This window comes from Serratia sp. N21D137, assembly GCF_047530005.1.
In the GTDB taxonomy this organism is placed as follows: domain Bacteria; phylum Pseudomonadota; class Gammaproteobacteria; order Enterobacterales; family Enterobacteriaceae; genus Chania; species Chania fonticola_B.
Genome location: NZ_JBLJAJ010000034.1, coordinates 1 through 23362 on the forward strand (window position 1 = coordinate 1; position 23362 = coordinate 23362).

Genomic DNA, 23362 nt, shown 5'->3' on the forward strand with positions numbered 1-23362 from the left:
GAACCGCTCTTTCTGAGTCAGATGTTTTCCCTGCATGCAACAGGCTCTCCAGTAGGGCCAGAGCGGTGATTTTATCCGGGTCTGGCCAGTGGGTCACTTTGTTGCGTTTCGAGTGGGAATGGGGCTAGTGGCCGGAATTGTTGTTGCCGTCACTCCGGGTATAACTGCTGTTATGACGCAACCGCCAGGCGCCCAGGTTCACCCCGCTGTTAAAACCACCGAAATACTGGGTGGTATTGCCCGCAGCCCGGTTATTGGTGCGGAATGTGTTCAGGTTATAGCCGACAAAACCCGCGGTGACGCCATGGTCCCACAGATCAGGTGCCACCACGCCGCGGCGTGAGCCGATAAACGCCTGGGGCACGGTGATCTCCAGCATCAGCTCACCGGTATTAGTACTTAACTTGAAACCGGGTATAAATTTCTCGGCGTCGAAGCACTTCTCGTTCTTCAGCGCCTGTTGGGCCAGCGCCGCCTCGGGGAGTTTGCTGGCATCCAGCCCCCATTGACGTACCTGTTCAGGGGTAAAGCAATAATTCACCCTCGCCTCAGGGACGGTCAGGGTTACGGCGATTTCCTGGCGGCCCACCCACAGCTCATTGACGTACACATCAAAGGGGTAATGGCCGGGGGGCAAACTGTTGCCTTTAGTGAAACGCGAGAGATCGGCCACCTGGCCGCTGAGCCCACGGAAAAAACCGGGGTCGAATTCTGCTTGTTCCGGAACGTCCTGATTTGCGGCATGGGCAGCCGTACTTACCGCCATCGCCAACAGGCTGGTCATAAAGATCCGCCTTGTCTGACGAGGAGTTACTACGTGTAGAAGGCCAGCAAGCATGAGTGTTTCTCCAAAGAGTGGTAGGGTCAAGAGATAACCAGCAATGACCAAATTCCATTTTTTTAAGGGCACCCTAAGCCGGATGCCCTTAAAAAAAGGGGATACCAATACCTCTGGTATCCCTAAGGGGAATTAGTTGTAATTCATTGAGAATTCAACGTGTGAGACCACCTTACCGGCAGTAGCAGCACCATCTTTAGAGTAATATTGGGCGAAGAACTTCAAGGCTCCGGTTTCGTTCACGATTGGGGTAGCCACAGTGTCTGATGCCAGGTTGAGCGCGGTACCTGCAGCATTCAACAACTGAACTTCAACGTTGGTTGCCGGAGTGACGGTAGCCAAGTTCTTCATGTTGCCATCAGCGCTGATGTTGGTGCCGTTTTCAAAGGAGGCTGTTGCGTTGCTGGCATCACAATCGGTAAACGTGAAAGTGACAGGTACACGGCCAGCCCAAGAGTCTGCACCACTGAGTGAAGACTTGGACAGGGTTGGCAGAGTAACGTTCTGAACTGCCGGGCCGGTGGTGTTACCGTTGATCACACAGGTGGTTTCAGTCAGTTCACCAGTGATGTTGATCTGCGCATCGTAGGCAAAGGCATTGCTGGAAAGACCGGCCAGGATCAGAGAGACTAGGGTCGTTTTGATGGAGAATGCTTTCATGGTTATATTCCTTGTTTTCACTGCAGTTAAATAAACACGACAAATCATTTGCAGTGCCTTCTTTTGTTTTTTAAATTGGATGACATTATTAATGGTTGAAATTATTAAACCATTAGTGCGCAGCAGTCTTGGCTTCTCATATCGAGGAGGGAGGTATTTCAGTTATTTGATAAAATAAGAGCAACCTTACTTTCACTTTACCACTCCCTCAGGAGTAAGTTGCAATTCCGATAACGCAGCAAAATCCTAGCATGAGAAACAAAATAAAGTACAAATAAAAAAACAAGATTAATCCTACTTACTGATTATTATAAAAAGGTAATAAGAAGCTGAGTGATTATTATATCTTATTATCAAATTTAGATAAATAAATTAAGAGCAATTATATTTTTTAATAAAAAAATAGTTCTATATAAGATAAGCGATGGTGATAATAAGGTTTTTTTATTGCTGTCTTAAAAATAAGTAAGTAAGGATGTTGTTATAAACGTAAAGACGAGGACATCAGATAGCGCATTTCGACAATGTTAACCCTGAGTCTACCCCCAGTCACGGGCATGGTAGACTCCTGGAGCTATGCCTGGCTTGGCCAGTAGCAAGGAAAACCGGGTTACTTGCCCTCTCCATTGCTGAAAAACGCATCAATATTGAGATCGTGATTAACCACCTCACCATTGAGCGATCGCACCAGCAACTCACTTCCTAACAGTTGCAGTGAGAGTACGGCATCGGGTTTGACGCGTTTGATCTTGTTCATATTCTGGCTTTCGTTGACCAACGTGATGGTTTTGGTGTCTGCCGCACCCACCTCTTTGGCTGCCAATATGATAAAAGCGTTAACCGCATCGCTTTCGGTCAAGGCAACAATGTATTTCGCCTTTTCTGCCCCGGCTAATGCCAGCGTCGCAACGGCGGAAGGATCGCCTTCAACCACATCCGCATGGTCAGGGTAATGTTGCTTATTGCCTGGCTCGCAAACAATGGTCACGTTACCGCCGCTTTCAATCAATCCCTGATAGACATTTTGTGCCAATGAAGAGGTACCAACAATAATATAGTGATTTTTGCGAACCATGTGAGAGAACCGCCCTTTGATAATACGTTGAAGATTTTGACTGATTAGCACGCCAGCAACCGAGGCCAGAGAAGCGGCAAAAACCGTAATGCCAAAGATAATCACCGTGAGAGTGAACATTCGCGCAGCAGTGGTATGCGGAATGATATCGCCAAAGCCAACAGTAGACATGCAGACCACGGCAAAATAAAACGCCGTAGGTAAGTCGGTGACCGCGGGGGTGAATTGATCGCCAATGTACAGCGTTCCTAACATGCTGTAGACAATCAATGAGGCTATGCTGGTGACGGCAAAAAAACTGGTACTCGCCAGCTTACGTTGGTCGAAACGGCGCCAGTAGATGATCATTCCCAATAGGGTAACCAGTGAATACCCTGCCAACACTGTGATTTGCTTATAGATAGCGATATCAACGATGACGATGCAGCTGAGCAGCAGTAACGAGAAAAACCAGGCAATACGCGTCCTTAACAGCAACATACCCGCCATAAAGAACAGCACGGTGCCAATCATAAAGCGGGGAATATCCATCGCATCAAGAAAGCCCAGCGCCTGTTGCCAGGAACTGAAATTTTCCACAAAATCTTGAGAATGTTGCAGCCCATGCCACAGGATCGGGCTGAGTACCAAGTACCCATTATGCGCAACCATCAACGCCAGGATAAACGTTGGTGGTACGTATTTTTCTATTACTCTCACGATTTTCATAACTTTCATCATTTCAACACCATGACTTGGCCGATGGCCTATTTATAGTGGACTGTAGCTGAATGTGATGCAGGGATCATTCGCCAAGTTGCGCCAGCCAGACGGTTCGCCCACCACAGTCGGGATCTTCGGCCACCATACTGACCACCTGGAATCCCTGCTCTTGCAATAGCTGCCGATATTCTTCGGGTGCCAGGCTGGAATGATAAAGGGCTTCGCCTTCAAATGTCCCTATCGCTTCACCATCGCTGGTACCGCTGGTGAACATCAATGCGGCCTGGCTATTGGCATGTTGCCGGAAAATGTTAAACATCTGGCGCTGATCTTCACGCGTCAGATGGAAAAAACTGTCCCAGGCAATTAGCCCATCAAATTTGTCTGCTAGCGACAGGGTTCTCATATCGGCCACAGCCCAGCGCTGTTCCGGGAAGCGTTGGAGGCAACGGTCGATCATCGGCTGCGAACTGTCCACCCCCGTCACCTGAAAGCCCTGGCGGATAAAATAGTCGGCGATCGGCATGCCGTTGCCGCAGCCAATATCCAGGATCCGTCCGTTGTTGGGTAACAGGCTCAGGAAGCGCTCCAGCCAGGGTTGCTCAAACAGCGTGGTGGACCGCTTCTGCTCAAACGCCCCGGCATGCCGTTGATAGATACCGATGATGTTATCGGCCATTGAGTTACTCATCAGGATGAATGTTCTTCTTCATCAACCAGACTTTTTGCCCGTTGCTTCATAAACACCACCTCTTTCGGGCTGGACAGGTTGACGTTATGAGCACGCAGGAGCTTCAAAATATTGAACAGCAGATCGCTCTTGGTAGAGCCGACCATGCGTGGGCTGGCAACGTAACCTGTCACGCTGAGGATAATCCCGTCTGGGCCGAGCTGGCTGAAACGAACGTACGGGGCAGGCGTTTCCAGAATGGATTCGTGTTCATGGTAGGCACTCAACAACACGTTGCGTACCTGCTCGGGATCGATATCGGTGGGGAAAGTCAGCGCGACGGTGACCACCCCTTGAGCATTCCCCATGGTGGCGTTACGCACGTTCTGCGAGATTAGCTGAGAGTTAGGCACTATCATGGTCGAGCGATCGCTCAATTGGATCTCGGTGGCGCGTACATTGATGCGCCGTACATCCCCTTCAACCCCGCCGATACCGATCATATCCCCGACCTTAACCGGGCGCTCAGTTAACAGGATCAGGCCAGAGATAAAGTTCTTCACGATTTCCTGCAGGCCAAAACCGATACCTACCGATAGCGCACTCACGATCCAGGCCAGGTTATTCCACTGGATACCCAACGTCGCCAGCGTGATCAGGATCAGCAGCACATAGCCGACGTTGCTGAACAAGGTAACCAGCGAGGCGCGGATACCGATATCACTGATGGTTTTTGGCAGCAGCTCATGGCTTAACCATCGTTGCGTGACCCGCAGCACATAGATACCGATCGCCAGGCAAACCACCGCATTGAGCAGGTTGCTTGGCACGATATTCAGCCGCTTCAGGCCTTCGCCGCTCAGGATGGCAACAATCTTTTGCAGCAAGGAGTTGGGCGTTGTGGTGCCAAAAGAGCCATTGATCAGGGCAACAATCATCAACAATATCAAAGAACATTTGGACAACGCCGTGAAGATGACGGTCAGTTGCTCAAGATGACGATCTTTAAAGTGGAGCGATTTTTTCAGTGCCCGCCCGCTGGCAGTTTGGGGGGAAAAGATGGCCGTACAGAAATCGGTAGCAAAGATCACCAGGAAATAGAACGCCATCAGTACCAGTGCCCCCCAAATCAACTGATAGGTCAGGAAGCGAGCGAAAGCCACATAGCCAATCAACAGTGATAACAGGATCACGGTTGCCGATACCACAATAACGATATGGACTATCCCGGCAATCACCGAGCGTTTTTCCAGATGCATCCCCTGCTGCTCTAGCTTATAGCGGATACGGCGTGCCCGAACCGGTATTGCGAACAAGATTAATGCCATCAATGCGGTAGCCAGACCATTACCTAGCACCGTGCTGCCAAGACTGGCACCAATCACGTTATTAACCAGTTCCACGGTGCCAAAAGCCATGGCCAATCCGGCCAATAACGGCGACAGGAAACGCATGCCGCTCGCAATGGCGTCATCCATCTGCGCCAGACGCCATGATGGGCGGCTCAGCGAAAGATACGCCCTGCCTAATCCCGCGATCAGCGCGCAGAAAATCCCCAACTGCATAAAACCATCAGCGAAATCCTGAACCTGAGACGTTAGCGGCTGAACACGAGCAAACGCAGAAATCAGCAGATTTAGCGCCAGCGTGGTGGCAAACAGCGTGATCAGCACGGTCATTAATGCCATAAAACTGCGGCGCAAGCGGCCGTCGGGTAAATAGCGGATACACACCCAGGCAAAAAACTGCTCCACGAAATAACGCCCGAGAGACCAGCAAGCCGCAGCCAGGATCAGTAAAGCTATCGTCCCGTAGCGCCATTCGTCTTGCCAACTGGCTTCCAGGGTTTGCTCCAGTTGCTGCTTAAAGTCATTAAGACGAGCTAAATCCTCAACCTGTGAAGAAGACTCTGGTAACCAGAATTGCGAACTAAGAATACTGCCGGTATTCAACGCCAACTGGGATTTGAAGGCCACGCGGCGCAGATCGGTAATTTGTTGCCCTAAGTCGAGCGCCCCCGTTCTGATGGCTTGCGAGCGTTTTACGGCATCGTCCAACTGTTTTTTGGCATTATTGAGCGTATTGCGTTGTTGCACCACACTGGCGGTTTCGGTCATTACTCCAGGTTCAGGCTGCGGGCCAAGCACGTCCAACTGTGCCTGTAACTTCACCTGCATGGGTTGCAGATCGGTAGTCAGCTTTTCTGCGTCCGTGGCCAAGACCTGCGTGGCGTCAAACAGCTTGTTCAACTGACCATCAGAGCCCGCCTTTGAGACCTGCTGTTTAATCGTATCCAGCTGTTTTTGATAATTTTTCAGTGAGGCCGCTATTTCCTGCGGGCTGAGTTCAACCGCAGCCGCATTCTGCTGCGCTGCATTGGCTAACGGGGCCAGCGGTAAGCCGAACAACAAAAAGGTGAACAGGAAAATCTGTAATGACTTGATCATAACGGTGAATGCTCAGCATGGGGTTGGCGATAAACGCAACAGGCGAAATGATGAATATCACTGCGCCTGATCAACAATAAGCGATGAGTATAATAACAAGCTATTCAGTGAAAAAGCGCATTAATCCTAGAAGGTTAGTAGAAATTTTAGCTAACGCCTCACTTGCCCTTATTTACCCCCCTATAGCGCCCTCTCCATAACCGTTTACAGCTCAAAAAGAAACCGCCAGACGGTCTTTTTATGAACATAAAAATCATTACATGATCGAATTTCGATAATTTATTATTGTTTTACGATAACTAATGGATTAAAGTCACTGCGATTTCCATTCAACGACTTGAGGTTTTTATGACATTAGATCGCCTTACCCGCTTCAGCCAACGTATGGCCACCATCACATTGTGCTTGTTACTCGCCATGTTGCTGTTTAATGCTTCCTATTGGTTATTCCCAAGCCTCGCTGCTAATGATGGCTACGGATTTCATGTTTCCATCTCAAACGATTTAATCAGCGCCTTGGGTGTTGATTTATACCTCTTCCCCTGGTGGCAAATTGCCGGTGGCATTATCTTTTCGAGCGTGCCGCTGCTGGCACTGGCACTCGGGTTGTATCATTTACGCAAGCTGTTCCAAACCTATGCTCAACGTGCCTATTTTTCAGGCACAGCGGCGCACCATTTGGGGAAAATGGGTCAATATGTCGCCCTTTGGACGATTTTAGAGTTATTGTGCCAGCCCGTTCTCAGCTATTGGATAACCATGCATGAGCCTGTTGGCCAACGGATGGTGACATTAGGGATCGATACAGGGAATATTGTTGCCCTGTTTCTCGCGGCCTGTATTGCCGTCATTGCACAAATCCTGAAACAGGCCAGCAAGTTGCATTATGAAAATCAACAGTTCGTATGAGGTTAACCCATTATGTCGATCATCGTCCGGCTAGACGTGTTGTTAGCCACACGCAAAGTCAAATCCAAAGACCTGGCCGCCGCAGCCGGCATCACCGAACAAAACCTCTCGCTGTTAAAGCAAGGCAAGGTGAAAGGGATACGTTTTGCTACGCTGGATGCTATCTGCCGCTATCTTGATTGCCAGCCTGGGGACGTGCTGGAACATATTCAGGACCCAGAAATCTACGCAGAAGATGAGTGATCGGCCCAAAACGTAACCCAACCCATTGTTTCACCAAGCGGGCGCAGCATGCAGCGCCCTACCTACTGAGCCGGTGGAGATCTGTTAGTCGTCTCAAACTAACAGGTAGGCCAGTAGCAGAAACCACCAACCCCCTTTATAATCCATTCACCTATCAATCTATAATAATGAAAAGGAGGTCCCCAATGCTGTCTTGTGAATTGTTTATACTTTCACATCACCTTGGTGATCGTCGCTGCTCAAGCATTACCGGTATCGTGCTCCGATAACCTAAGCTTGAGCGAAGTTTACTCACATCAAAGTTCTTCCCTCCGGCTTACCGGGTTATCGTCGGCAATTTTTTGACGATAGGCATCTACATGCCTGTAACCTTGAGTAAGCACCATGACGACTTTACTTTCTGCACAATCTGTTGGTATTGATACCGCTTTCGGCCCGCTGCTGGCTGAGGTTTCCTTTAGCCTGAAAAAGGGCGACCGCATCGGTTTAATTGGCCATAACGGCTGTGGCAAAAGCACCCTGCTTAAAATTCTCAGTGGCGATCTGCCTGCCAGCGCGGGTACTGTCACCCCATCACACCATTGCCTGATGGCTCGGGTTGAACAACACCTGCCCGAAGCCTTGTATCACTGCACTCTGTTGGAGGCAGTGCTCACAGGCCTGGCTGATGGGCAACACCAGCCTGAACGTTGGCAAGGAGAAGTGTTACTCGCTGAACTGGGATTCGACCGAGCAGCATGGGATCTGACGGCCGGCACCCTGAGCGGTGGCCAGCATACCCGCTTGTTATTAGCCCGGGCGCTGATCCGCCAACCTGATTTGCTGCTACTGGATGAACCCAGCAACCATCTGGATCTGCCGACGCTGCTGTGGCTGGAGCAATTTCTGAATGACTGGAACGGTAGCTTCGTGCTGGTTTCCCACGACGGCCGGTTACTGGACAGCGTAACCAACTGTACTTGGATCCTGCGTGACAAAACGCTGCAGTATTTCCGTTTGCCTTGTTCGCAGGCGCGCATCGCCCTCCAAGAACAGGACTTGGCTGATGAGCACCGCCATCAGGCTGAACAAAAGGAAATTGATCGCGTAGAGAAAAGTGCCAAGCGCCTGGCTGTCTGGGGCCAGGTGTATGACAACGAAGATCTCTCGCGTAAAGCCAAGCAGATGGAAAAACAGGTGGTTCGATTAAAAGACAAGCAAACCACCTTGAGCGCAGGCAACCAGTGGCGGCTCCGGCTCAGTGGTGAAGCACTGCCTGCCGATCGACTGCTGGCGTTGGAGCAATTAGCCATTCGCCCTGCTCCCGCCGCGCCGGTGCTGTTCAGTCTGGATCATCTCCAGGTAAAAAGTGGCGACCGCATCGCGTTAGTAGGCCGTAATGGCTGTGGTAAGTCTTCATTGCTGCACTTCCTTTGGCAGCAATACCAGCAAGCAAGCTGCCAAGGGTCGATTTTTCACCCTCGCGTGCGTATAGGTTATTACGACCAGAGTCTGCAACAGCTCAACAATGAGGACTCGTTAAGCGATGCTCTGTGCCACTTCGCGTCCCTGACCGAAGATCAACGGAAGATGGCGCTGATCGGTGCCGGTTTCCCTTACCTGCGCCATCAACAGAAAGTGTCTACGCTGAGCGGTGGCGAGCGTTCGCGGTTACTGTTTGTTGCGCTTACTCTGGCCAACTACTCACTGTTGCTGCTCGACGAACCGACCAACCATCTGGATATGGAAGGTAAAGAAGAGCTGGCCGCAACGTTGCAACAGTTTGCGGGAGCCGTGCTGCTGGTCACCCACGATCGGACGCTGATGGAGCAAAGCTGTAATCGCTACTGGCTGATAGACGATCGCCAACTGAGAGAATGGCACGATCTTTCATCCATCTATACCACCCTGGGTGGTGTCGGTAATGCTGAGCTGGTGATATCCCCTGAACACGAGCTGGTCGCTGAACCTGCGATATCGACCAATGAAGATCACCTGCTGGCGACTCTGGTTACTCTGGAACACAAACTTGAGGAGGATTTAACGCGTAAACCCAAACATCAAAAGCCGCAGTTGCAGCAGCAATGGCGGCGCGAGATCGCGGAGATTAATGGCAAACTTGGGTTGATTTAACCCAACTATGCGCGCGACTAGCGTATGAACCAAATTGAGTTCGGTCATCTGCTGGTCGCGCCATCCATGAGTCTTTTATCCAGACTCATGGATTGTTAACAAATCACGATGGGGTTGATCATCAACGACATCTTGATGGAAAAATTCAGATAAATCGTTAGGCCTCCCCTCTACCTGCTTTTAACTAGGAATAAACTCAGAAATCTCACTGTTATCCAAGAATAACCTCACCTCAATATATTAAGATTATTCTTGATTTTGCTGTTGTGCATTATTTATTGCAATGCAGCAGGTTGGAAAAATATTTTTTATCGACAAACCCATGTAAATTATTAATCTATTTCAGTATGCAGCCCTCTAAGATCGCGATGTTCGCTCACAATGGAAAACGCTAACCGTTTGATTTTAAATAAATATTTATTTTATTTATTATGTCATCCCGAGAATATATTTATTCATCACCTAAGAGTATCTAATTAAAAAAACAGATCGATAAAATATTGCATATAACAGCAAAGTTTAATTCACGTATTTAAAACTTTATGTTACGCTCTATCCTATAACAGTACCAACCTAATAATAGATATCCAGATACCCTTCACCTAGGAAGCCACACTTCATGGAGAACTGTACATTGACCAGTGTCAGAGAGTTTATATATAGAAAGCATGACGGCGATATTAAGACATTCGCACAATTGCACAGAACCAGTGTCTACAAAGTTAATGAGTGGATCCGCCGGGATGCGCACATCATTAACGGGAAAATCTGTATCCCTACCAGACATTCAGCCTGATCCTTTACTTCATCAGGGGGCAGAATAACCTTAGTAAAAATCGCAGTCCTGCCCCTACTGACATAACTTAGTATATCCCTCCCAGAATGTAGTTTTAGAACGCTACTGAGTCGTGTTGCTGTCAGCCTCGTGGAGGCACATATCATTACCCAAAGAACCCACGCTCAACGGCAGGTTTTATCCCGTCGTGGCTTTTTTGGACTCAACAGATAATCTATTACTGCATCATCCACACAGCTGTCTACGCCCGTCAACGCCAGCGTATGGCCATCCCCTTCGCGGGTAATCAGCGGGCTTTTAAAACTCGAAGCCATTTCACGGGCATTACGATATGGCGTAACCGGGTCATAGCGCTGGGTAATGAACAACAACGGCGGGAGAGCGGTAGAAAGTACTGGAGCATGCGGTTCCACATGGCCAGGATATGGCCAGAAATCACAGGTCTCGAGTGGATACTCATGCAGCGGTAAGTAATTGGGAAACGAGGCTGCTGTATTGATTTGTTGGCGCTGCCGGCGTAATAGTTGCTGGTCGGCATCAGGCTTCGCCATATCTGCACAGGTGATCACCATTCGCGCATCATCAGCATCTGGGGTATAGCTTTCGTCGATAAGATCGGTCACTGCATCATCGGCTTTGCCCTCATCAATTTTACGCAAGGCGGTGGCCAGTTCTGGCCAACGTTCCCGCCAGGGCAACAGGTTACGCGTCAGTGTGATCACGTCATCGGCAGAGATTTCATAACCCGACGAAGTAACGAAAGGAGCATCGTGCAATTTGCGCAGCATCCTGTGGTACCGCTGGATCGCCCAGTTAGGTTCGCTGGTTAAAGGACATGAGCCATTTTTCTCACAGTCGTCGGCAAAACGCAGGAAGCTTTGCTGATAACCCCGCTCCTGATTGATGCGTTGGTTAAAGTCATCTTCTTTCAGGTTCACTACGCCATCGAGCACCAACGCGCGGGTTTTCTTGGGGAAGCGCTCGGCATACAACTCCGCGACCTTGGTACCGTAAGAATACGCCACGGCGGTCAACGCGGGTTCACCCAACGCCCGGCGAACGGTATCAAGATCGTTAACAGCTTCGTGGGTGCCCATATGTTGCACCACGTCGGCTCCAGTCTGCTTGATGCAGGCCGCCACCCTATCCCGTGCCTGTTGCTCTGCACCAGGAATATCGTTTTCATCGGGTGACGGTGTTTCCTCACTGGCTGTTGGTTGGCAAGAAATTTTGGGTATCGATTTCCCCACGCCGCGCGGATCATAGCCAATGATGTCGTAAGATTTTTGCAACCGCCAGGCGGGACCCTGCTCGGCAATTTTTGGATTGAGCCCTGGCGAGCCAGGTCCATCCGCGATGATCACCACACTGCCTTTTCTTGGGCCTACCGCAGGTAACCTCGTGAGAGCCAGCCGAACGGTTTGTGCTGCATTCTGGTCACTCAGTGGCGCGTCGACATAGCCACATTGTAACCCGGCCGGAGGCGGGCCATCGCTGAACCAGTGCTGAAAGGCGATGCTGTTGCAGGGTTGCCATTGAATGGAACCTGGTGCTGTGCCGGTTGGTTTGACCAAAGGCTTGGCATAGGCTGGCAGTTGGAGCACCACGGCCAGCAAAAACAGAACACGAAACGCAGACATGACGAGTCCTTTCAGCAAACGGTTATTCTGGATTTTAACGTCGATACATTAAACCGCCTGCCAACAGATCATGGAAGGAGTATTGTTTTTTAGGCATCCTGAACGTTATTTATATGGCTTGCTGGAAATTTCTTGTGTGACCGTTCAGTTTGCCCCCTTTCACACCCTGGCAAGTGCCATCCGCAGAACAACCTTGTGACCTGTAGTATTTGATTTTTAAACGACCTATCACAGTCATAGGTTAATAAAGTCAATACCATCAGCTACGATTACTCTGAGGCCGTAGAACATGGTTGATCATGGCCTGGCTGATAACCCATTGAGGGATATCATTTTACGTAAACTGTTAAAGCCGTACGCCACAAGGCTAAGAAAGGTTGATTATGGCACGCACTACCCCCATCGAACGCTACCGCAATATCGGCATCTCGGCGCACATTGATGCCGGCAAAACCACGACGACCGAGCGGATTCTGTTTTACACCGGGGTCAGTCACAAGCTGGGCGAAGTCCACGACGGCGCCGCTACCATGGACTGGATGGCGCAGGAACAGGAGCGCGGGATCACCATTACTTCCGCCGCCACTACCTGCTTCTGGAACGGCATGGAGCATAATTATCCTCAGCACCGGATCAATATCATCGATACCCCCGGGCACGTCGATTTCACCATTGAGGTGGAACGTTCGATGCGCGTGCTGGACGGTGCCGTGATGGTGTATGACTCGGTCGGCGGCGTGCAACCGCAATCTGAAACCGTGTGGCGTCAGGCTAATAAGTACAAGGTGCCACGGTTGGCCTTCGTCAACAAAATGGACCGCACGGGCGCGGACTTTTTCCGCGTGCGCAATATGATGATCGAGCGCCTGAAGGCCAATCCGGTGCCGGTCGTGATCCCCATCGGTGCAGAAGACCATTTTGCTGGCGTCGTGGATTTGATCCGCATGCAGGCCATCTTTTGGGATGAAGCGACTCAGGGTATGACCTACCGCTTCGAGGCGATCCCAGCAGAGATGATCGAGCAGGCCCAAGAGTGGCGCGACAAGATGATTGAAGCTGCGGCGGAAGGCTCCGAAGCGCTGATGGACAAATACCTCAATCAGGTCGAATTAACCAATGAGGAAATCGTTCAGGGGTTGCGCGCCCGCACCGTTGCCGGTGAGATCCAGCCAATGCTGTGCGGTTCGGCATTCCGCAACAAGGGGATCCAGCGCATGCTGGACGCGGTGATCGAACTTATGCCCTCTCCGCTGGATGTACCGCCGATGGAAGGCCATGACGAACGCGATAACATTATCACCCGTAAGGCCGATGATAATGAAAAATTCTCGGCGCTGGCATTCAAGCTGATGACCGACCCGTTCGTTGGCCAGTTGACCTTCGTGCGCGTCTATTCCGGCATCGTGGCCAAAGGCGATAGCGTCTATAACCCGGTAAAAGGCAAAAAAGAGCGTATTGGCCGTATCGTGCAAATGCACGCCAACGATCGTAAAGAAGTTGATGAGCTGCACGCTGGGGATATTGCCGCCTGTGTGGGCCTGAAGGATGTGACCACCGGCGATACGCTTTGCGACCCCAATGCCATTATCACGTTGGAACGCATGGTGTTTCCAGAGCCGGTTATCGCGCAGGCCATCGAGCCAAAAACCAAGGCCGACCAGGAGAAAATGGGGATTGCACTGCAACGCCTGACTTCGGAAGATCCTTCGCTTCGCGTACGCACCGATGAAGACTCCGGCCAGACCATTATCTATGGCATGGGTGAATTGCACCTTGAGATCATAGTCGACCGGATGCGGCGCGAGTTTGGCGTTGAAACCAACACCGGCAAACCGCAGGTCTCTTACCGCGAAACCATCCGCCAGAAAGTGACCGACGTAGAAGGCAAATTTGTGCGTCAGTCCGGCGGTAAAGGCCAATATGGCCACGTGGTATTGACGGTGGAACCCAATGAGCCCGGTAAAGGCTTTGAGTTCTTTGATGAGATCAAAGGCGGCGTGATCCCCGGTGAATATATTCCGGCGGTAAAAAAAGGCCTTCTGGAGGCGCTGAATAATGGCGTGCTGGCGGGTTATCAGATGGTCGATGTCAAAGTACATCTGACCTTTGGTTCCTACCACGATGTGGACTCCTCCGAGCAGGCATTCCGTATGGCGGCTATCTTTGGGTTTAAGGAGGCCTGTCGCCTGGCCAGCCCGGTGATCCTCGAGCCGATCATGGCGGTAGAAGTGGAAACGCCGGAGGATTACGCGGGTAACGTGATGGGCGATCTGTCGTCACGACGCGGAATGGTGCAAGGGATGGAGGATATCCCCGGTGGCGGAGGCAAAGAGATCCATGCCAAGGTGCCGCTGTCTGAGATGTTCGGTTATTCCACCACCCTGCGCTCCATGTCGCAAGGCCGTGCCACCTACACCATGGAGTTCGGCCACTACGCAGAAGCTCCACGCAATGTGGCCGAAGAGATTATCCAACACAGCAAACGTTAAATGATAACGGCTACGGGGGAACCCGTAGCCTCATATTTTGACGAGCGCAGCATGCGGCGCCCTAAGCCTTTAACGTGTCTCCTCTAACGCAACCACCATCGGCTCCAGCTTGATGCGCATGGCGTAAATCACCCCAACCGTCAGGCAGGCAATACCGCATAGCGTCAGCAGTGGTGGCCAGCTATGGCGCAGCATAAAGGTATAGGCCAATCCTGCCAGGATCTCGAACACGATCAGCGGCCCAAGCAGCACCGTCGGTAAACGCTGGCTCGCTTCGTTCCAACACAACGTACCTAACCAAGAACACAAGACGCCAATAGCAATCATCAACGGGATAAACACCTGTGGCCGGGGGCCAAACGGCAGCGCGAACTGCGGCTGTGTCAGCGCCAATTGTCCGCAAACCAGCAAATAGCCCACCAACGCCAAAGGTAAGGTCACAATCCCCTGTGCCGTGGCCCAGGTCGTGGGCCGTTTATCTGGGTTATCACGTAACCAACGCGCGTTACGCAGAGGGAACCAGGTCCAACACGCCACCGCTAACAGTGCCAATCCCAAGCCGCTAGTATAACGCCAGACATCAATAGGCTCGCTATTCCCCTGCAGTTCCGCAACGTTGACCAGCACCAGCCCGAGGGCAATCACCAGCAAGGCCGGAGTCAATCTTCGCCAGGAGAGACGGCCGTCGTGATGGCCATAAAACAGATTGGCAGCGACCGATATCACCACCGGTAGCGTGCCGATAATCATGGTCGATACCGGCGCGCCGGTACGTTGGATCGCACTGGCCAGGCATAGGTAATACAGTAGATTGCCGATTGCGGTCAGTTTTAACGCCTCTAGCCAATCTTTAGCCAGCAACTGACGCAGACGGCGACGATCCACCCAGGCCAGCGGTAACACAACCAATCCAAAGGCCAGATAGCGTCCGGTGGACTGCAACGCGGCTGGATAGTCCGGCACCAATACCGGGCCAATAAAGATCAGGCCCCACATCAGCCCGGCAATCAGGGCAAATATCACACCGGCAAACATAGTGACTCCATCATCAAAAGCAGTTCTCAAGTGGCGTCAGGATAGAGGGCCGTGGAGGCAGAATATTGTACCAGGTTGCTGTTTTACGCCCGTTTTCTCGGCGGAAGTTAACGCAGCACCTGCTTTTGGTAGCGCGCAGGCGTGACACCGTAACGATTAACCAGCGCTTTGGTAAGATGTGCCTGATCGCTTAACCCCACAGCTACGGCCACCTGGGCCGCCGGCATTCCCCGCCCGAGCATCTGCTTGGCCTTTTCGAGCCGGATCGCCATCAGCATCTGATGTGGGGTGACATGGAATTGCGCTTTGAATTTACGTTGGAAATGATACGGGCTGAGCGAGAGCAGCGCCGCCAGATCGCTCAACGTAATAGGTAAAGCAAAGTTATCCCGCAGATACTCCTTAACTATCACCATACGGTGAGCGGCTTCATTCTGCTGCGGCTGAGCAATACGAGCATGAGGGCGCAAAATATCAACGACGGACAGCAGTAAACTATCGAGCGCCAACGTGTCCCGGGTTTGCCATAACGCCGCCAGCGTTTGCGAAAGCCGCTTGGCCGCCACTGCATCATGGTGGATCACGTCGTTGAACCAACAGCCCTTCTCACCGGAAATCCGCTCCAGCGCCGCAGGCTCCAGATAGATCATCCGATAGTTCCAACCGCCTGCCGTTTCCGCTTCACCGGTATGCAGCTCGTCCGGATTCATCAGCACCAAGGCACCCGGAGCGGCTAAATGCTGTGCCCCACGGTAGCGAAAGCGCTCCGCTCCGGCTTCCACCGTGCCGATGCCAAACGCATCATGGGCGTGTGGCTCAAACGCATAGCGATCGATATGGGCCTGATAAAGCTCCACGCCCGGCAACTGCGGCAAATGCCGAAACTGGGCGCGATCTTTCTCAAACGGAAACTGTTCTGGCACACCTTGCACTTCCCTGGCTCCTGTTACGTTTTAAGGTTGGCATACGCCGGGCTGATAATGACTCGGCAACACTAGGTTTATCATTTTAATACCACGTTGTCCCGCCTTCCCTGGCGGTCAGCAAGAACTAAGACAATTTCTCCAGCACAGTAAATGAAACCTGGGCAGCCGGGGTTAAGCCGGTCATATGCATACAAGCGTGCACCATCCCAGGTAAACGCTGGCAATTCACCTTAACGCCGGCTTGATGCAATCGCTGTGCATAGCGCTCACCTTCATCCCGCAGCGGATCGTATTCACACACCAGGATCGTCGCTGGTGGTAAGCCCGCCAGCGTTGACGCATACCAAGGAGAAGCGTAAGGCTCGCGAGCGTCGGTATCCTGCCCTAGGTAATTGGCCCAGCACCACCCCATGATCTCCCGCGTCAGGTAGAAACCTTCACCATATGCGGCAAAGCTGGGCATGGCCATCTCGCTATCCAATGCAGGGTAAAGCAGGTATTGGTGTTCTACGGCTGGCCCTGAACGATCCCGGGTCATCAGAGCTGCCGCAGCCGCCAGGTTGCCCCCCGCACTATCCCCGCCAAGCGCAATTTGCAGAGGGTCAATGCCGATTTGCGCTGCTTGTTCCGAGGCCCAACATAGCGCCTGATAAACGTCATACAACGGCGTCGGGAAAGGATATTCCGGTGCCAGGCGATAGTCGACAGACAGGATCACTCGCCCAGTGGCATTGGCCAGCGCGCGGCAAGGTCCATCGTAAACGTCAAGCGAGCCCAGACACCATCCGCCACCGTGAGCGAACACCATCGCCGGAAGCGGCCTATCCTCTGGCGCATTTAGGGGAATATAACCGCGCACGCTAATAGTTTGCCCGCCGCCAACCGGGAGGTGGAACGCCATTATTTTTTTGACGGGCTGGGGGGCCCCCTGCAAGCGCTGTAACCCAACTGCCGTTTGCGCACGTAGCTCTTCCAGTGAGGATGGTGCGGGCGCATCGGCCTGTTGCTGCAAAAATAGCGCGATCTGCTTATCCAGCGGCATGGACTTTACCCTTCTGTAAAAAAGGCAGGATCAGGGCGATAAATTCCTCGTGGCACTCCTCGGTAATGAAATGCCCACAGCCAGGCACCACCTCCCCTTGGAGTTGACGAGCCTTACCCTCCAAGGTAAGGAAGGGGGCATCGCGTGTTGCATGTTCTGCGCCAATCGTCATCACCGGCATCGTTAGAGGCGTTTTAGCCCGCTGTTGGTTTTGTCGAATGGTCTCAGGAATGGCCCGATAATAATCAAAACCGGCCCGCAAGCTACCAGGCACCGAGTAAGCCGCGATGTAGGTATCTGCAGCGACTCGATCGCGCCGGTAAGACCAGCGGTTGAAAATGTACCCCAGATACTCAGCCTCTCGGCCAGTGGTCAGGGCTTCGGGCAGGTCGGTTAACTGGTTAAACATAAAATGCCACAGGAAGATGTTGTCCTCGGCAGGAACAAAGATCGGCGGTGCTTCTGCCAAACCGGGGATCACCGCTTCGGTCAGCACCAGCCTGCTAACCGCCTGAGGGTAATCGCTGGCCAACGCATAACCCAACCACATACCAATATCATGGCCGATCACCGCATAGCGCTGATGCCCCAGCTGCATCATGACCTGATGGAGTTTTTCGGCAACGCTGCCGGTGTCATAGGCTCCAAGAGGTTTGTCCGAGTCTCCTATACCAGGAGGATCTACAGCAATAGCCTGAAAGCCCGCATTAGCTAACGCCTGCATAACGTAACGCCAGGTGTACCAGGTTTGTGGCCAGCCAGGGATCAGCAGCACCGGTTGCCCACTTCCGGCGATGGCGCAGTGAATACGGTGGCCGTTGATTTTAATATAGACGTGTTCGGCCTCGAGCCCATTGGATAATGGCCCGTGAGTCAGCATAGTCATAAGGTGCTCCAGAGGTTAGCGAATGCCCAGCAAGGCGTTGATTTGTTGTTGGTTGACCGGCGCACCGGCAAAGTCATCGAACACTTTATTCGTGACCGGAATAATATGATTGCGGATAAACGCGGCGCCTTCTTCGGCCCCGGTTTGTGGATGCTTCAGGCAGCATTCCCATTCGAGCGTGGCCCAGCCGGCATAATCGTACTGCGTCAGTTTGGAGAAGATGCCTTTAAAGTCCACCTGCCCATCCCCTAATGAACGGAATCGCCCTGCACGATCCGCCCAGGATTGATAGCCGCCGTAAATCCCCTGCCGACCACTTGGATTGAATTCTGCATCCTTAACGTGAAACATATGGATGTGATCTTTATAGATATCGATAAATTCCAGATAGTTGAGCTGTTGCAGCACGAAATGGCTGGGATCGAACAGCATTTGGCAGCGTGGATGAGCCGCAACGCGCTGATGGAACATTTCAAAGGTAATGCCATCATGCAGATCTTCGCTGGGGTGGATCTCATAACACAGGTTGATGCCCTGCTCATCACAGGCGTCGAGCACGGGTAACCACTGTTTGGCCAGCTCATCGAAGGCCGTTTCAATCAGCCCTGCTGGCCGTTGCGGAAATGGAAACAGGTAGGGCCAAGCCAACGAACCGGAGAAGGTGCCCATTTCAGTCAGGCCTAAGCGGGCCGATGCTTTTGCCGCCAACAGCAGGTTTTGTTTGGCCCAAAGCGTTCGCCCTAGCGGATCGCCACGCAGCCCCTCCGGTACAAAGCTATCGCATAGCGCATCATAAGCTGGATGCACTGCCATCAGTTGGCCAAAAATATGCGTGGTCAATTCGCTGATCACCAGGCCGTGCTGCGCCAGCATGCCGGTGATGTCATCGCAATAGCTTTGACTTTCCGCCGCCGTTTTCACATCAAACAAACGGCTATCCCACGCGGGGACCTGCATAGCTTTAAAGCCGGTCTCTTTTGCCCAGGCGGCAATCGCTGGCAGGCTGTTGAACGGGGGAGCAGCATCACTAAATTGGGCTAGGTGCAGGCTGGGGCCTTTTATCGTTTTCATCGTCTTTCCTATTGCTTGTCGATTGACAAACAATAGACTTAAATCCAATCATCGGAAAGAGGATTTTGAAATTCGTTGGCGTTATCCGCCATTTAAGCGATCCTGTAGCCCGCGGATAAATCACCGGAGAAGATGACGATGGCAGGCAGACCCAGAGAGTTCGATCGTGAACAGGCCCTATTACAAGCACGGAACCTGTTTTGGCGGCAGGGATTTGAAGGCACCTCGATGTCCGACCTGGTGGCCGAACTGGGCATTGCTTCGGCACGGATCTACAAGGCCTTTGGTTCGAAAGAGCTACTGTTTCGTGAAGCGATAGCACACTACGAAGCCCACGAAGGCGGCTTTGCCGAGCGCGCTTTCGAAGAAAAGGCCAGCGTGCGTGAAGCCATCAAACAGATGCTGCTCGACGCCGTTGCCCTCTACAGCCACGGTGAATTTCCCCAAGGATGCATGGTGGTTTCATCTGCGGTCAGCGTCAGTGAAGATAATCAGGGCGTCATGCGCTGGTTGATGGAGCATCGCCAACAACGCACCCAAGGCATTATCGACAGATTACAGGCTGCGATTCAGGCTGGTGAACTGCCCGCCAACACCGATACAGAAAGCCTTGGCGATTATTTTGCGGCGTTCCTGCATGGCTTGTCCGTTCAGGCTCGGGATGGTGTGAGCCGTGCCCGGCTGGAAAAAGCGGTGAAAGTCGCCCTTACTATGCTCGATCGTCCCCCGGCGTAAAGTCATACCCACACTTTTAATGTGACAAAATTAAAAAATATTCAACGAACCAGTTGAGTATTGACGCTGACGTTCTATATTTAACCATATGGTTAAATTATCTTCCTCACCGCTGGACGCCATTTTCCACGCATTGGCCGACCCGACAAGGCGCGCCATTCTGCGCACATTGGCCGAAGGCGAACACAGCATCGGTGAACTGGCGGCGCCGTTCGAGATGTCGTTTGCCGGAGCTTCCAAGCATATCAAAGCGCTGGAGCTTGCCGGGCTGGTGCAACGCACCGTGCAGGGAAGAAACCATATCTGCCGGCTCGCTCCCGAGCCAATGGTGCAGGCCATGCAGTGGCTGCAAACCTACGAACATTTCTGGAATGAGCGGCTGGACGCGCTAGAACAAGCGCTGCTGCAGGCCGACTCGCATCCTCCGACGGAGTGAACCCATGAACGACTACGGTATGATTATTGAAACCGGTACGCTGCGGATCCAGCGGCTGCTGCCCGGCCCGCTCAAACGCGTCTGGGCCTACCTGATCGAATCGGATAAACGTGCCAGCTGGCTGGCCGCCGGTGAGATGCCCATGCAGGTCGGGGCCAAGATCGAGCTGCTGTTCTGCAATGCCGATTTGGCCGGTGTGGATGAAAAACCGCCGGCAAAATACAAATCCTGTGCTGGTAAAATTGCCCAGATGGGTCATATCACCTGCATTCTGCCACCACGCCTGGTGAGCTTTACCTGGGCAGAAACAGGAGAAGCCCGCCCTTCTGAAGTCACTATTGAACTGACCGAGCAAGAGGATAAGGTGCTGTTGACCCTTACCCATCGCCGCCTGGCCAATCGCGAGACCCTGCTCAGCGTCGCCAGCGGCTGGCATACCCATCTGGATCTGCTGGCCGATCGCCTGCTGGAGCGGACACCAAGCCCGTTCTGGGCCTCAATGAGCCGGTTGGAAGACGAGTACCGGGCCAAACTGTAAGCCAGCGGGATGAGGATCGCGGTTCTCATCCCCCGTTCCCACTCATGAGAATTAACAACTCCCACCTGCTGACTGGCGTATAATGCGTTGCACCACTATGATGCCCTTGAAACATGGAGTTACGATGCGTCAACGTATAATTGTTTGCCCATTAATTGAAAACGATAACGCCTATCTGCTATGCAAAATGGCGGCCCATAAAGGGGTTTTCCCCGGCCAGTGGGCGCTATCCGGCGGTGGTACCGAGCCAGGAGAAACCATCGAGCAGGCGTTGCGTCGTGAAGTCAGTGAAGAATTGGGTAGCGATCTGGTGCTGGACCGCATTCAACCCTGGACGTTTCGTGACGACGTGCGGGTGAAAACCTATGCAGACGGCAGCAAAGAGCAGATCTATATGATTTACCTTATTTTTGACTGCCACGCGGCCAACCGCACCATCACGCTTAATGATGAGTTTGAAGAATATGCCTGGGTGCGGAAGGAAGAACTGGCCAGTTACGATCTGAACGAGGCGACCCAATTCACGCTGCGCCAACGTGGGCTGCTGGAGTAGTGATACCCCTCACCCTAGCCCTCTCCCAAAGGGAGAGGGAACCGATCGAGTGCGTTGATTGTCTTGACTAATACCTAAAACGTTAATTGTCTTGTGTTGTGGTCTAGCAATATCGAATACCGATTAAGGTTTTTTACGCCACAGGCCTTTCCGTTTTTTATTCCCTACTTTCCGAAGCAGCACAACCTCATCAAAAAAGCCGGGCAGCTCCCTCGCCCTACGGGAGAGGGTTGGGGTGAGGGGCAATCGGGGACAGATTAGCCTGCAATTGCCCCAGTTCTTCAAATCCCCCCTAACCCGATAAACAGCCCGGCAATGGTAGCGCTCATCAGGTTGGACAGCGTCGCCGCCAACAGGGCCCGGAACCCTAACTGGGCAATTTCCGAGGCCCTTTCCGGTACCACCGCACTGAATGCCCCCACTACCACGGCAATCGAACCAAAATTGGCAAAACCGCACAGTGCAAACGAAATCACCGCGATGGTTTTTGGATCGAGCAGCATTGCGCTTTCTTTCAGGTAAGGAGAGAAGCTGAGATAGGCGACAAACTCGTTAATCGCCAGCTTCTGGCCAATCAGCCCCCCAGCCAGATCGGCATGTTCCCAGCTCACGCCCATGATGTAGGCTAACGGAGCAAACAGATAGCCCAGCAGACTTTGCAGGCTGACGCTTTCAACGCCAAACAGGCCGCCCACGCCGCCGATGATGCCGTTGATCAACGCGATCAGCGCAACGAAGGCCATCACGACCGTGGCAACACCCACCGCAATCTTCAGCCCCAACATCGCGCCGTTGGCTGCTGCTTCGATAATGCTGGCTGGCCGTTTATCACTGAATGACATTTCGCTGAACTCAACACGGGAAGGCTCCGTCGCCGGGCTGAGCAAACGGGCAAACAGGATCCCCCCCGGGATAGCCATCAGGGAAGCTGCCAACAGATACTCAATGGGGACGCCCAAACCGGCATAACCGACCAGCATCGAACCGGCAATCGAGGCCATACCGCTACAGATCACCGTGAACAGTTCATTGCGGTTCATGTGTTTAACAAACGGCTTCAATACCGCAGGCAGCTCATTTTGCCCCAGAAAAATGGTGGTCACGGCGGCAAAGGACTCCACCTTGCTGATATTCATAAGGCGCTGAAAGACATAGCCAAGAATATTGATCACCCATCTCATTACTCCAAGATAATATAAAATAGAAATCAATGAGGTGATAAAGATGATGGCAGGTAGCACGTGAAAAGCGAACACAAAACCTGCCCCATCGAAAAGCTCATTCATTTTCGGCCCTACCAGGCCGCCAAAAATAAATGCGCTCCCCGCATCGCTGTACGAAATCACGCGATTGACGCCGCTGGCAATGGTGTTAATTAACCATTTACCTGCAGGGACATACAACATAATAGCGCCAAGCAATACCTGAAGTAACAATGCCGCACCGACCGTACGCAAGCTTATTTTTCTTTTATTGACTGAAAATACAAAGCCAATGAATAACAGGATCGACATACCTGCCAGACTGCGCAACAACTCCATAAGGCCCCCTTCTATTTT

General features: G+C 52.2%; 20 protein-coding genes. 8 read left to right on the forward strand and 12 right to left on the reverse strand.

The window, feature by feature from the left end; all coding sequences use genetic code 11:
* Window positions 1–124: 124 nt before the first annotated feature.
* The 5 genes from ACMV5H_RS21425 to ACMV5H_RS21445 all read right to left on the reverse strand — a co-directional run bounded on the left by ACMV5H_RS21425 (window position 125) and on the right by ACMV5H_RS21445 (window position 6392).
* Window positions 125–784 carry a FimD/PapC N-terminal domain-containing protein gene (locus ACMV5H_RS21425; protein ID WP_414822436.1) on the reverse strand — a complete coding sequence of 220 codons (660 nt, stop codon included), beginning with the start codon at window positions 782–784 and terminating at the stop codon, window positions 125–127.
* Between the two features lie 186 nt (window positions 785–970).
* The gene (locus tag ACMV5H_RS21430; protein ID WP_181817500.1) at window positions 971–1498 is read right to left on the reverse strand and encodes a fimbrial protein; all 528 of its coding nucleotides are present in this window, start codon (window positions 1496–1498) and stop codon (window positions 971–973) included.
* Window positions 1499–2108: 610 nt separating this feature from the next.
* Window positions 2109–3281, reverse strand: coding sequence for a voltage-gated potassium channel protein (gene kch / locus ACMV5H_RS21435; RefSeq protein WP_115158533.1), 1173 nt, complete (start codon window positions 3279–3281; stop codon window positions 2109–2111).
* Between the two features lie 76 nt (window positions 3282–3357).
* Window positions 3358–3966 (reverse strand): class I SAM-dependent DNA methyltransferase, encoded by a 609-nt coding sequence (locus ACMV5H_RS21440; protein ID WP_115158497.1) that lies wholly within the window; start codon window positions 3964–3966, stop codon window positions 3358–3360.
* Complete coding sequence (locus tag ACMV5H_RS21445; RefSeq protein ID WP_115158496.1) at window positions 3966–6392, reverse strand: DUF3772 domain-containing protein; 2427 nt, start codon at window positions 6390–6392, stop codon at window positions 3966–3968. Before ACMV5H_RS21445 ends, ACMV5H_RS21440 begins: the two co-directional genes overlap by 1 nt.
* Before the next feature lie 348 nt (window positions 6393–6740).
* Here ACMV5H_RS21445 and ACMV5H_RS21450 point away from each other — a divergent pair, with 348 nt between their 5' ends.
* The 3 genes from ACMV5H_RS21450 (at window position 6741) to ACMV5H_RS21460 (ending at window position 9656) form a co-directional block, all read left to right on the forward strand.
* The gene (locus ACMV5H_RS21450) at window positions 6741–7301 is read left to right on the forward strand and encodes a DUF2975 domain-containing protein (protein ID WP_021804453.1); all 561 of its coding nucleotides are present in this window, start codon (window positions 6741–6743) and stop codon (window positions 7299–7301) included.
* 12 nt (window positions 7302–7313) lie between these two features.
* On the forward strand, window positions 7314–7544 hold the full coding sequence (locus ACMV5H_RS21455) for a helix-turn-helix domain-containing protein (protein WP_021804454.1): 231 nt from the start codon (window positions 7314–7316) through the stop codon (window positions 7542–7544).
* Between the two features lie 384 nt (window positions 7545–7928).
* Window positions 7929–9656, forward strand: coding sequence for an ABC-F family ATP-binding cassette domain-containing protein (locus ACMV5H_RS21460; protein WP_414822437.1), 1728 nt, complete (start codon window positions 7929–7931; stop codon window positions 9654–9656).
* A 960-nt stretch (window positions 9657–10616) separates the two neighbouring features.
* On the opposite strand, the gene ACMV5H_RS21465 is transcribed toward ACMV5H_RS21460, so the two are convergent.
* A complete protein-coding gene (locus tag ACMV5H_RS21465) occupies window positions 10617–12092 on the reverse strand; it encodes an alpha/beta hydrolase (protein WP_414822438.1) in 1476 nt (491 codons plus the stop codon).
* A 383-nt stretch (window positions 12093–12475) separates the two neighbouring features.
* Here ACMV5H_RS21465 and fusA point away from each other — a divergent pair, with 383 nt between their 5' ends.
* Complete coding sequence (gene fusA / locus ACMV5H_RS21470; RefSeq protein ID WP_414822439.1) at window positions 12476–14581, forward strand: elongation factor G; 2106 nt, start codon at window positions 12476–12478, stop codon at window positions 14579–14581.
* Window positions 14582–14650: 69 nt separating this feature from the next.
* On the opposite strand, the gene ACMV5H_RS21475 is transcribed toward fusA, so the two are convergent.
* The 5 genes from ACMV5H_RS21475 to ACMV5H_RS21495 all read right to left on the reverse strand — a co-directional run bounded on the left by ACMV5H_RS21475 (window position 14651) and on the right by ACMV5H_RS21495 (window position 19541).
* A complete protein-coding gene (locus tag ACMV5H_RS21475) occupies window positions 14651–15616 on the reverse strand; it encodes a DMT family transporter (RefSeq protein WP_414822440.1) in 966 nt (321 codons plus the stop codon).
* A gap of 107 nt (window positions 15617–15723) precedes the next feature.
* The gene (locus ACMV5H_RS21480; RefSeq protein WP_115158490.1) at window positions 15724–16548 is read right to left on the reverse strand and encodes an AraC family transcriptional regulator; all 825 of its coding nucleotides are present in this window, start codon (window positions 16546–16548) and stop codon (window positions 15724–15726) included.
* Window positions 16549–16666: 118 nt separating this feature from the next.
* Complete coding sequence (locus tag ACMV5H_RS21485) at window positions 16667–17584, reverse strand: alpha/beta hydrolase (protein ID WP_414822441.1); 918 nt, start codon at window positions 17582–17584, stop codon at window positions 16667–16669.
* Window positions 17571–18470: an alpha/beta fold hydrolase gene (locus ACMV5H_RS21490; protein WP_094981744.1), complete on the reverse strand. Its 900-nt coding sequence runs from the start codon at window positions 18468–18470 to the stop codon at window positions 17571–17573. Before ACMV5H_RS21490 ends, ACMV5H_RS21485 begins: the two co-directional genes overlap by 14 nt.
* 15 nt (window positions 18471–18485) lie before the next feature.
* Complete coding sequence (locus ACMV5H_RS21495; RefSeq protein WP_414822442.1) at window positions 18486–19541, reverse strand: sugar phosphate isomerase/epimerase family protein; 1056 nt, start codon at window positions 19539–19541, stop codon at window positions 18486–18488.
* Window positions 19542–19679: 138 nt separating this feature from the next.
* On the opposite strand from ACMV5H_RS21495, the gene ACMV5H_RS21500 reads away from it, so the two are divergent.
* The 4 genes from ACMV5H_RS21500 (at window position 19680) to nudI (ending at window position 21803) form a co-directional block, all read left to right on the forward strand.
* Window positions 19680–20276 (forward strand): TetR/AcrR family transcriptional regulator, encoded by a 597-nt coding sequence (locus tag ACMV5H_RS21500; RefSeq protein ID WP_021804465.1) that lies wholly within the window; start codon window positions 19680–19682, stop codon window positions 20274–20276.
* Window positions 20277–20364: 88 nt separating this feature from the next.
* Window positions 20365–20712: an ArsR/SmtB family transcription factor gene (locus tag ACMV5H_RS21505; protein WP_021178010.1), complete on the forward strand. Its 348-nt coding sequence runs from the start codon at window positions 20365–20367 to the stop codon at window positions 20710–20712.
* Window positions 20713–20716: 4 nt separating this feature from the next.
* Complete coding sequence (locus ACMV5H_RS21510; protein WP_021178011.1) at window positions 20717–21250, forward strand: SRPBCC family protein; 534 nt, start codon at window positions 20717–20719, stop codon at window positions 21248–21250.
* 124 nt (window positions 21251–21374) lie between these two features.
* Window positions 21375–21803, forward strand: coding sequence for a nucleoside triphosphatase NudI (gene nudI / locus ACMV5H_RS21515; protein WP_414822443.1), 429 nt, complete (start codon window positions 21375–21377; stop codon window positions 21801–21803).
* 281 nt (window positions 21804–22084) lie between these two features.
* On the opposite strand, the gene ACMV5H_RS21520 is transcribed toward nudI, so the two are convergent.
* The gene (locus ACMV5H_RS21520; protein ID WP_115158484.1) at window positions 22085–23344 is read right to left on the reverse strand and encodes a NupC/NupG family nucleoside CNT transporter; all 1260 of its coding nucleotides are present in this window, start codon (window positions 23342–23344) and stop codon (window positions 22085–22087) included.
* Window positions 23345–23362 lie beyond the last annotated feature (18 nt).

Bases quoted from the DNA above. Each gene is read 5' to 3' on its own strand.
- ACMV5H_RS21500 (WP_021804465.1), top strand. From the start codon at position 19,680: ATGGCAGGCAGACCCAGAGAGTTCGATCGTGAACAGGCCCTATTACAA.
- ACMV5H_RS21485 (WP_414822441.1), bottom strand. From the start codon at position 17,584: ATGCCGCTGGATAAGCAGATCGCGCTATTTTTGCAGCAACAGGCCGAT.
- fusA (WP_414822439.1), top strand. From the start codon at position 12,476: ATGGCACGCACTACCCCCATCGAACGCTACCGCAATATCGGCATCTCG.
- ACMV5H_RS21430 (WP_181817500.1), bottom strand. From the start codon at position 1,498: ATGAAAGCATTCTCCATCAAAACGACCCTAGTCTCTCTGATCCTGGCC.
- ACMV5H_RS21495 (WP_414822442.1), bottom strand. From the start codon at position 19,541: ATGAAAACGATAAAAGGCCCCAGCCTGCACCTAGCCCAATTTAGTGAT.
- ACMV5H_RS21475 (WP_414822440.1), bottom strand. From the start codon at position 15,616: ATGTTTGCCGGTGTGATATTTGCCCTGATTGCCGGGCTGATGTGGGGC.
- ACMV5H_RS21455 (WP_021804454.1), top strand. From the start codon at position 7,314: ATGTCGATCATCGTCCGGCTAGACGTGTTGTTAGCCACACGCAAAGTC.
- ACMV5H_RS21450 (WP_021804453.1), top strand. From the start codon at position 6,741: ATGACATTAGATCGCCTTACCCGCTTCAGCCAACGTATGGCCACCATC.
- ACMV5H_RS21440 (WP_115158497.1), bottom strand. From the start codon at position 3,966: ATGAGTAACTCAATGGCCGATAACATCATCGGTATCTATCAACGGCAT.
- ACMV5H_RS21425 (WP_414822436.1), bottom strand. From the start codon at position 784: ATGACCAGCCTGTTGGCGATGGCGGTAAGTACGGCTGCCCATGCCGCA.
- ACMV5H_RS21465 (WP_414822438.1), bottom strand. From the start codon at position 12,092: ATGTCTGCGTTTCGTGTTCTGTTTTTGCTGGCCGTGGTGCTCCAACTG.
- ACMV5H_RS21505 (WP_021178010.1), top strand. From the start codon at position 20,365: ATGGTTAAATTATCTTCCTCACCGCTGGACGCCATTTTCCACGCATTG.
- ACMV5H_RS21510 (WP_021178011.1), top strand. From the start codon at position 20,717: ATGAACGACTACGGTATGATTATTGAAACCGGTACGCTGCGGATCCAG.
- ACMV5H_RS21490 (WP_094981744.1), bottom strand. From the start codon at position 18,470: ATGACTATGCTGACTCACGGGCCATTATCCAATGGGCTCGAGGCCGAA.
- kch (WP_115158533.1), bottom strand. From the start codon at position 3,281: ATGAAAATCGTGAGAGTAATAGAAAAATACGTACCACCAACGTTTATC.
- ACMV5H_RS21460 (WP_414822437.1), top strand. From the start codon at position 7,929: ATGACGACTTTACTTTCTGCACAATCTGTTGGTATTGATACCGCTTTC.
- nudI (WP_414822443.1), top strand. From the start codon at position 21,375: ATGCGTCAACGTATAATTGTTTGCCCATTAATTGAAAACGATAACGCC.
- ACMV5H_RS21520 (WP_115158484.1), bottom strand. From the start codon at position 23,344: ATGGAGTTGTTGCGCAGTCTGGCAGGTATGTCGATCCTGTTATTCATT.
- ACMV5H_RS21445 (WP_115158496.1), bottom strand. From the start codon at position 6,392: ATGATCAAGTCATTACAGATTTTCCTGTTCACCTTTTTGTTGTTCGGC.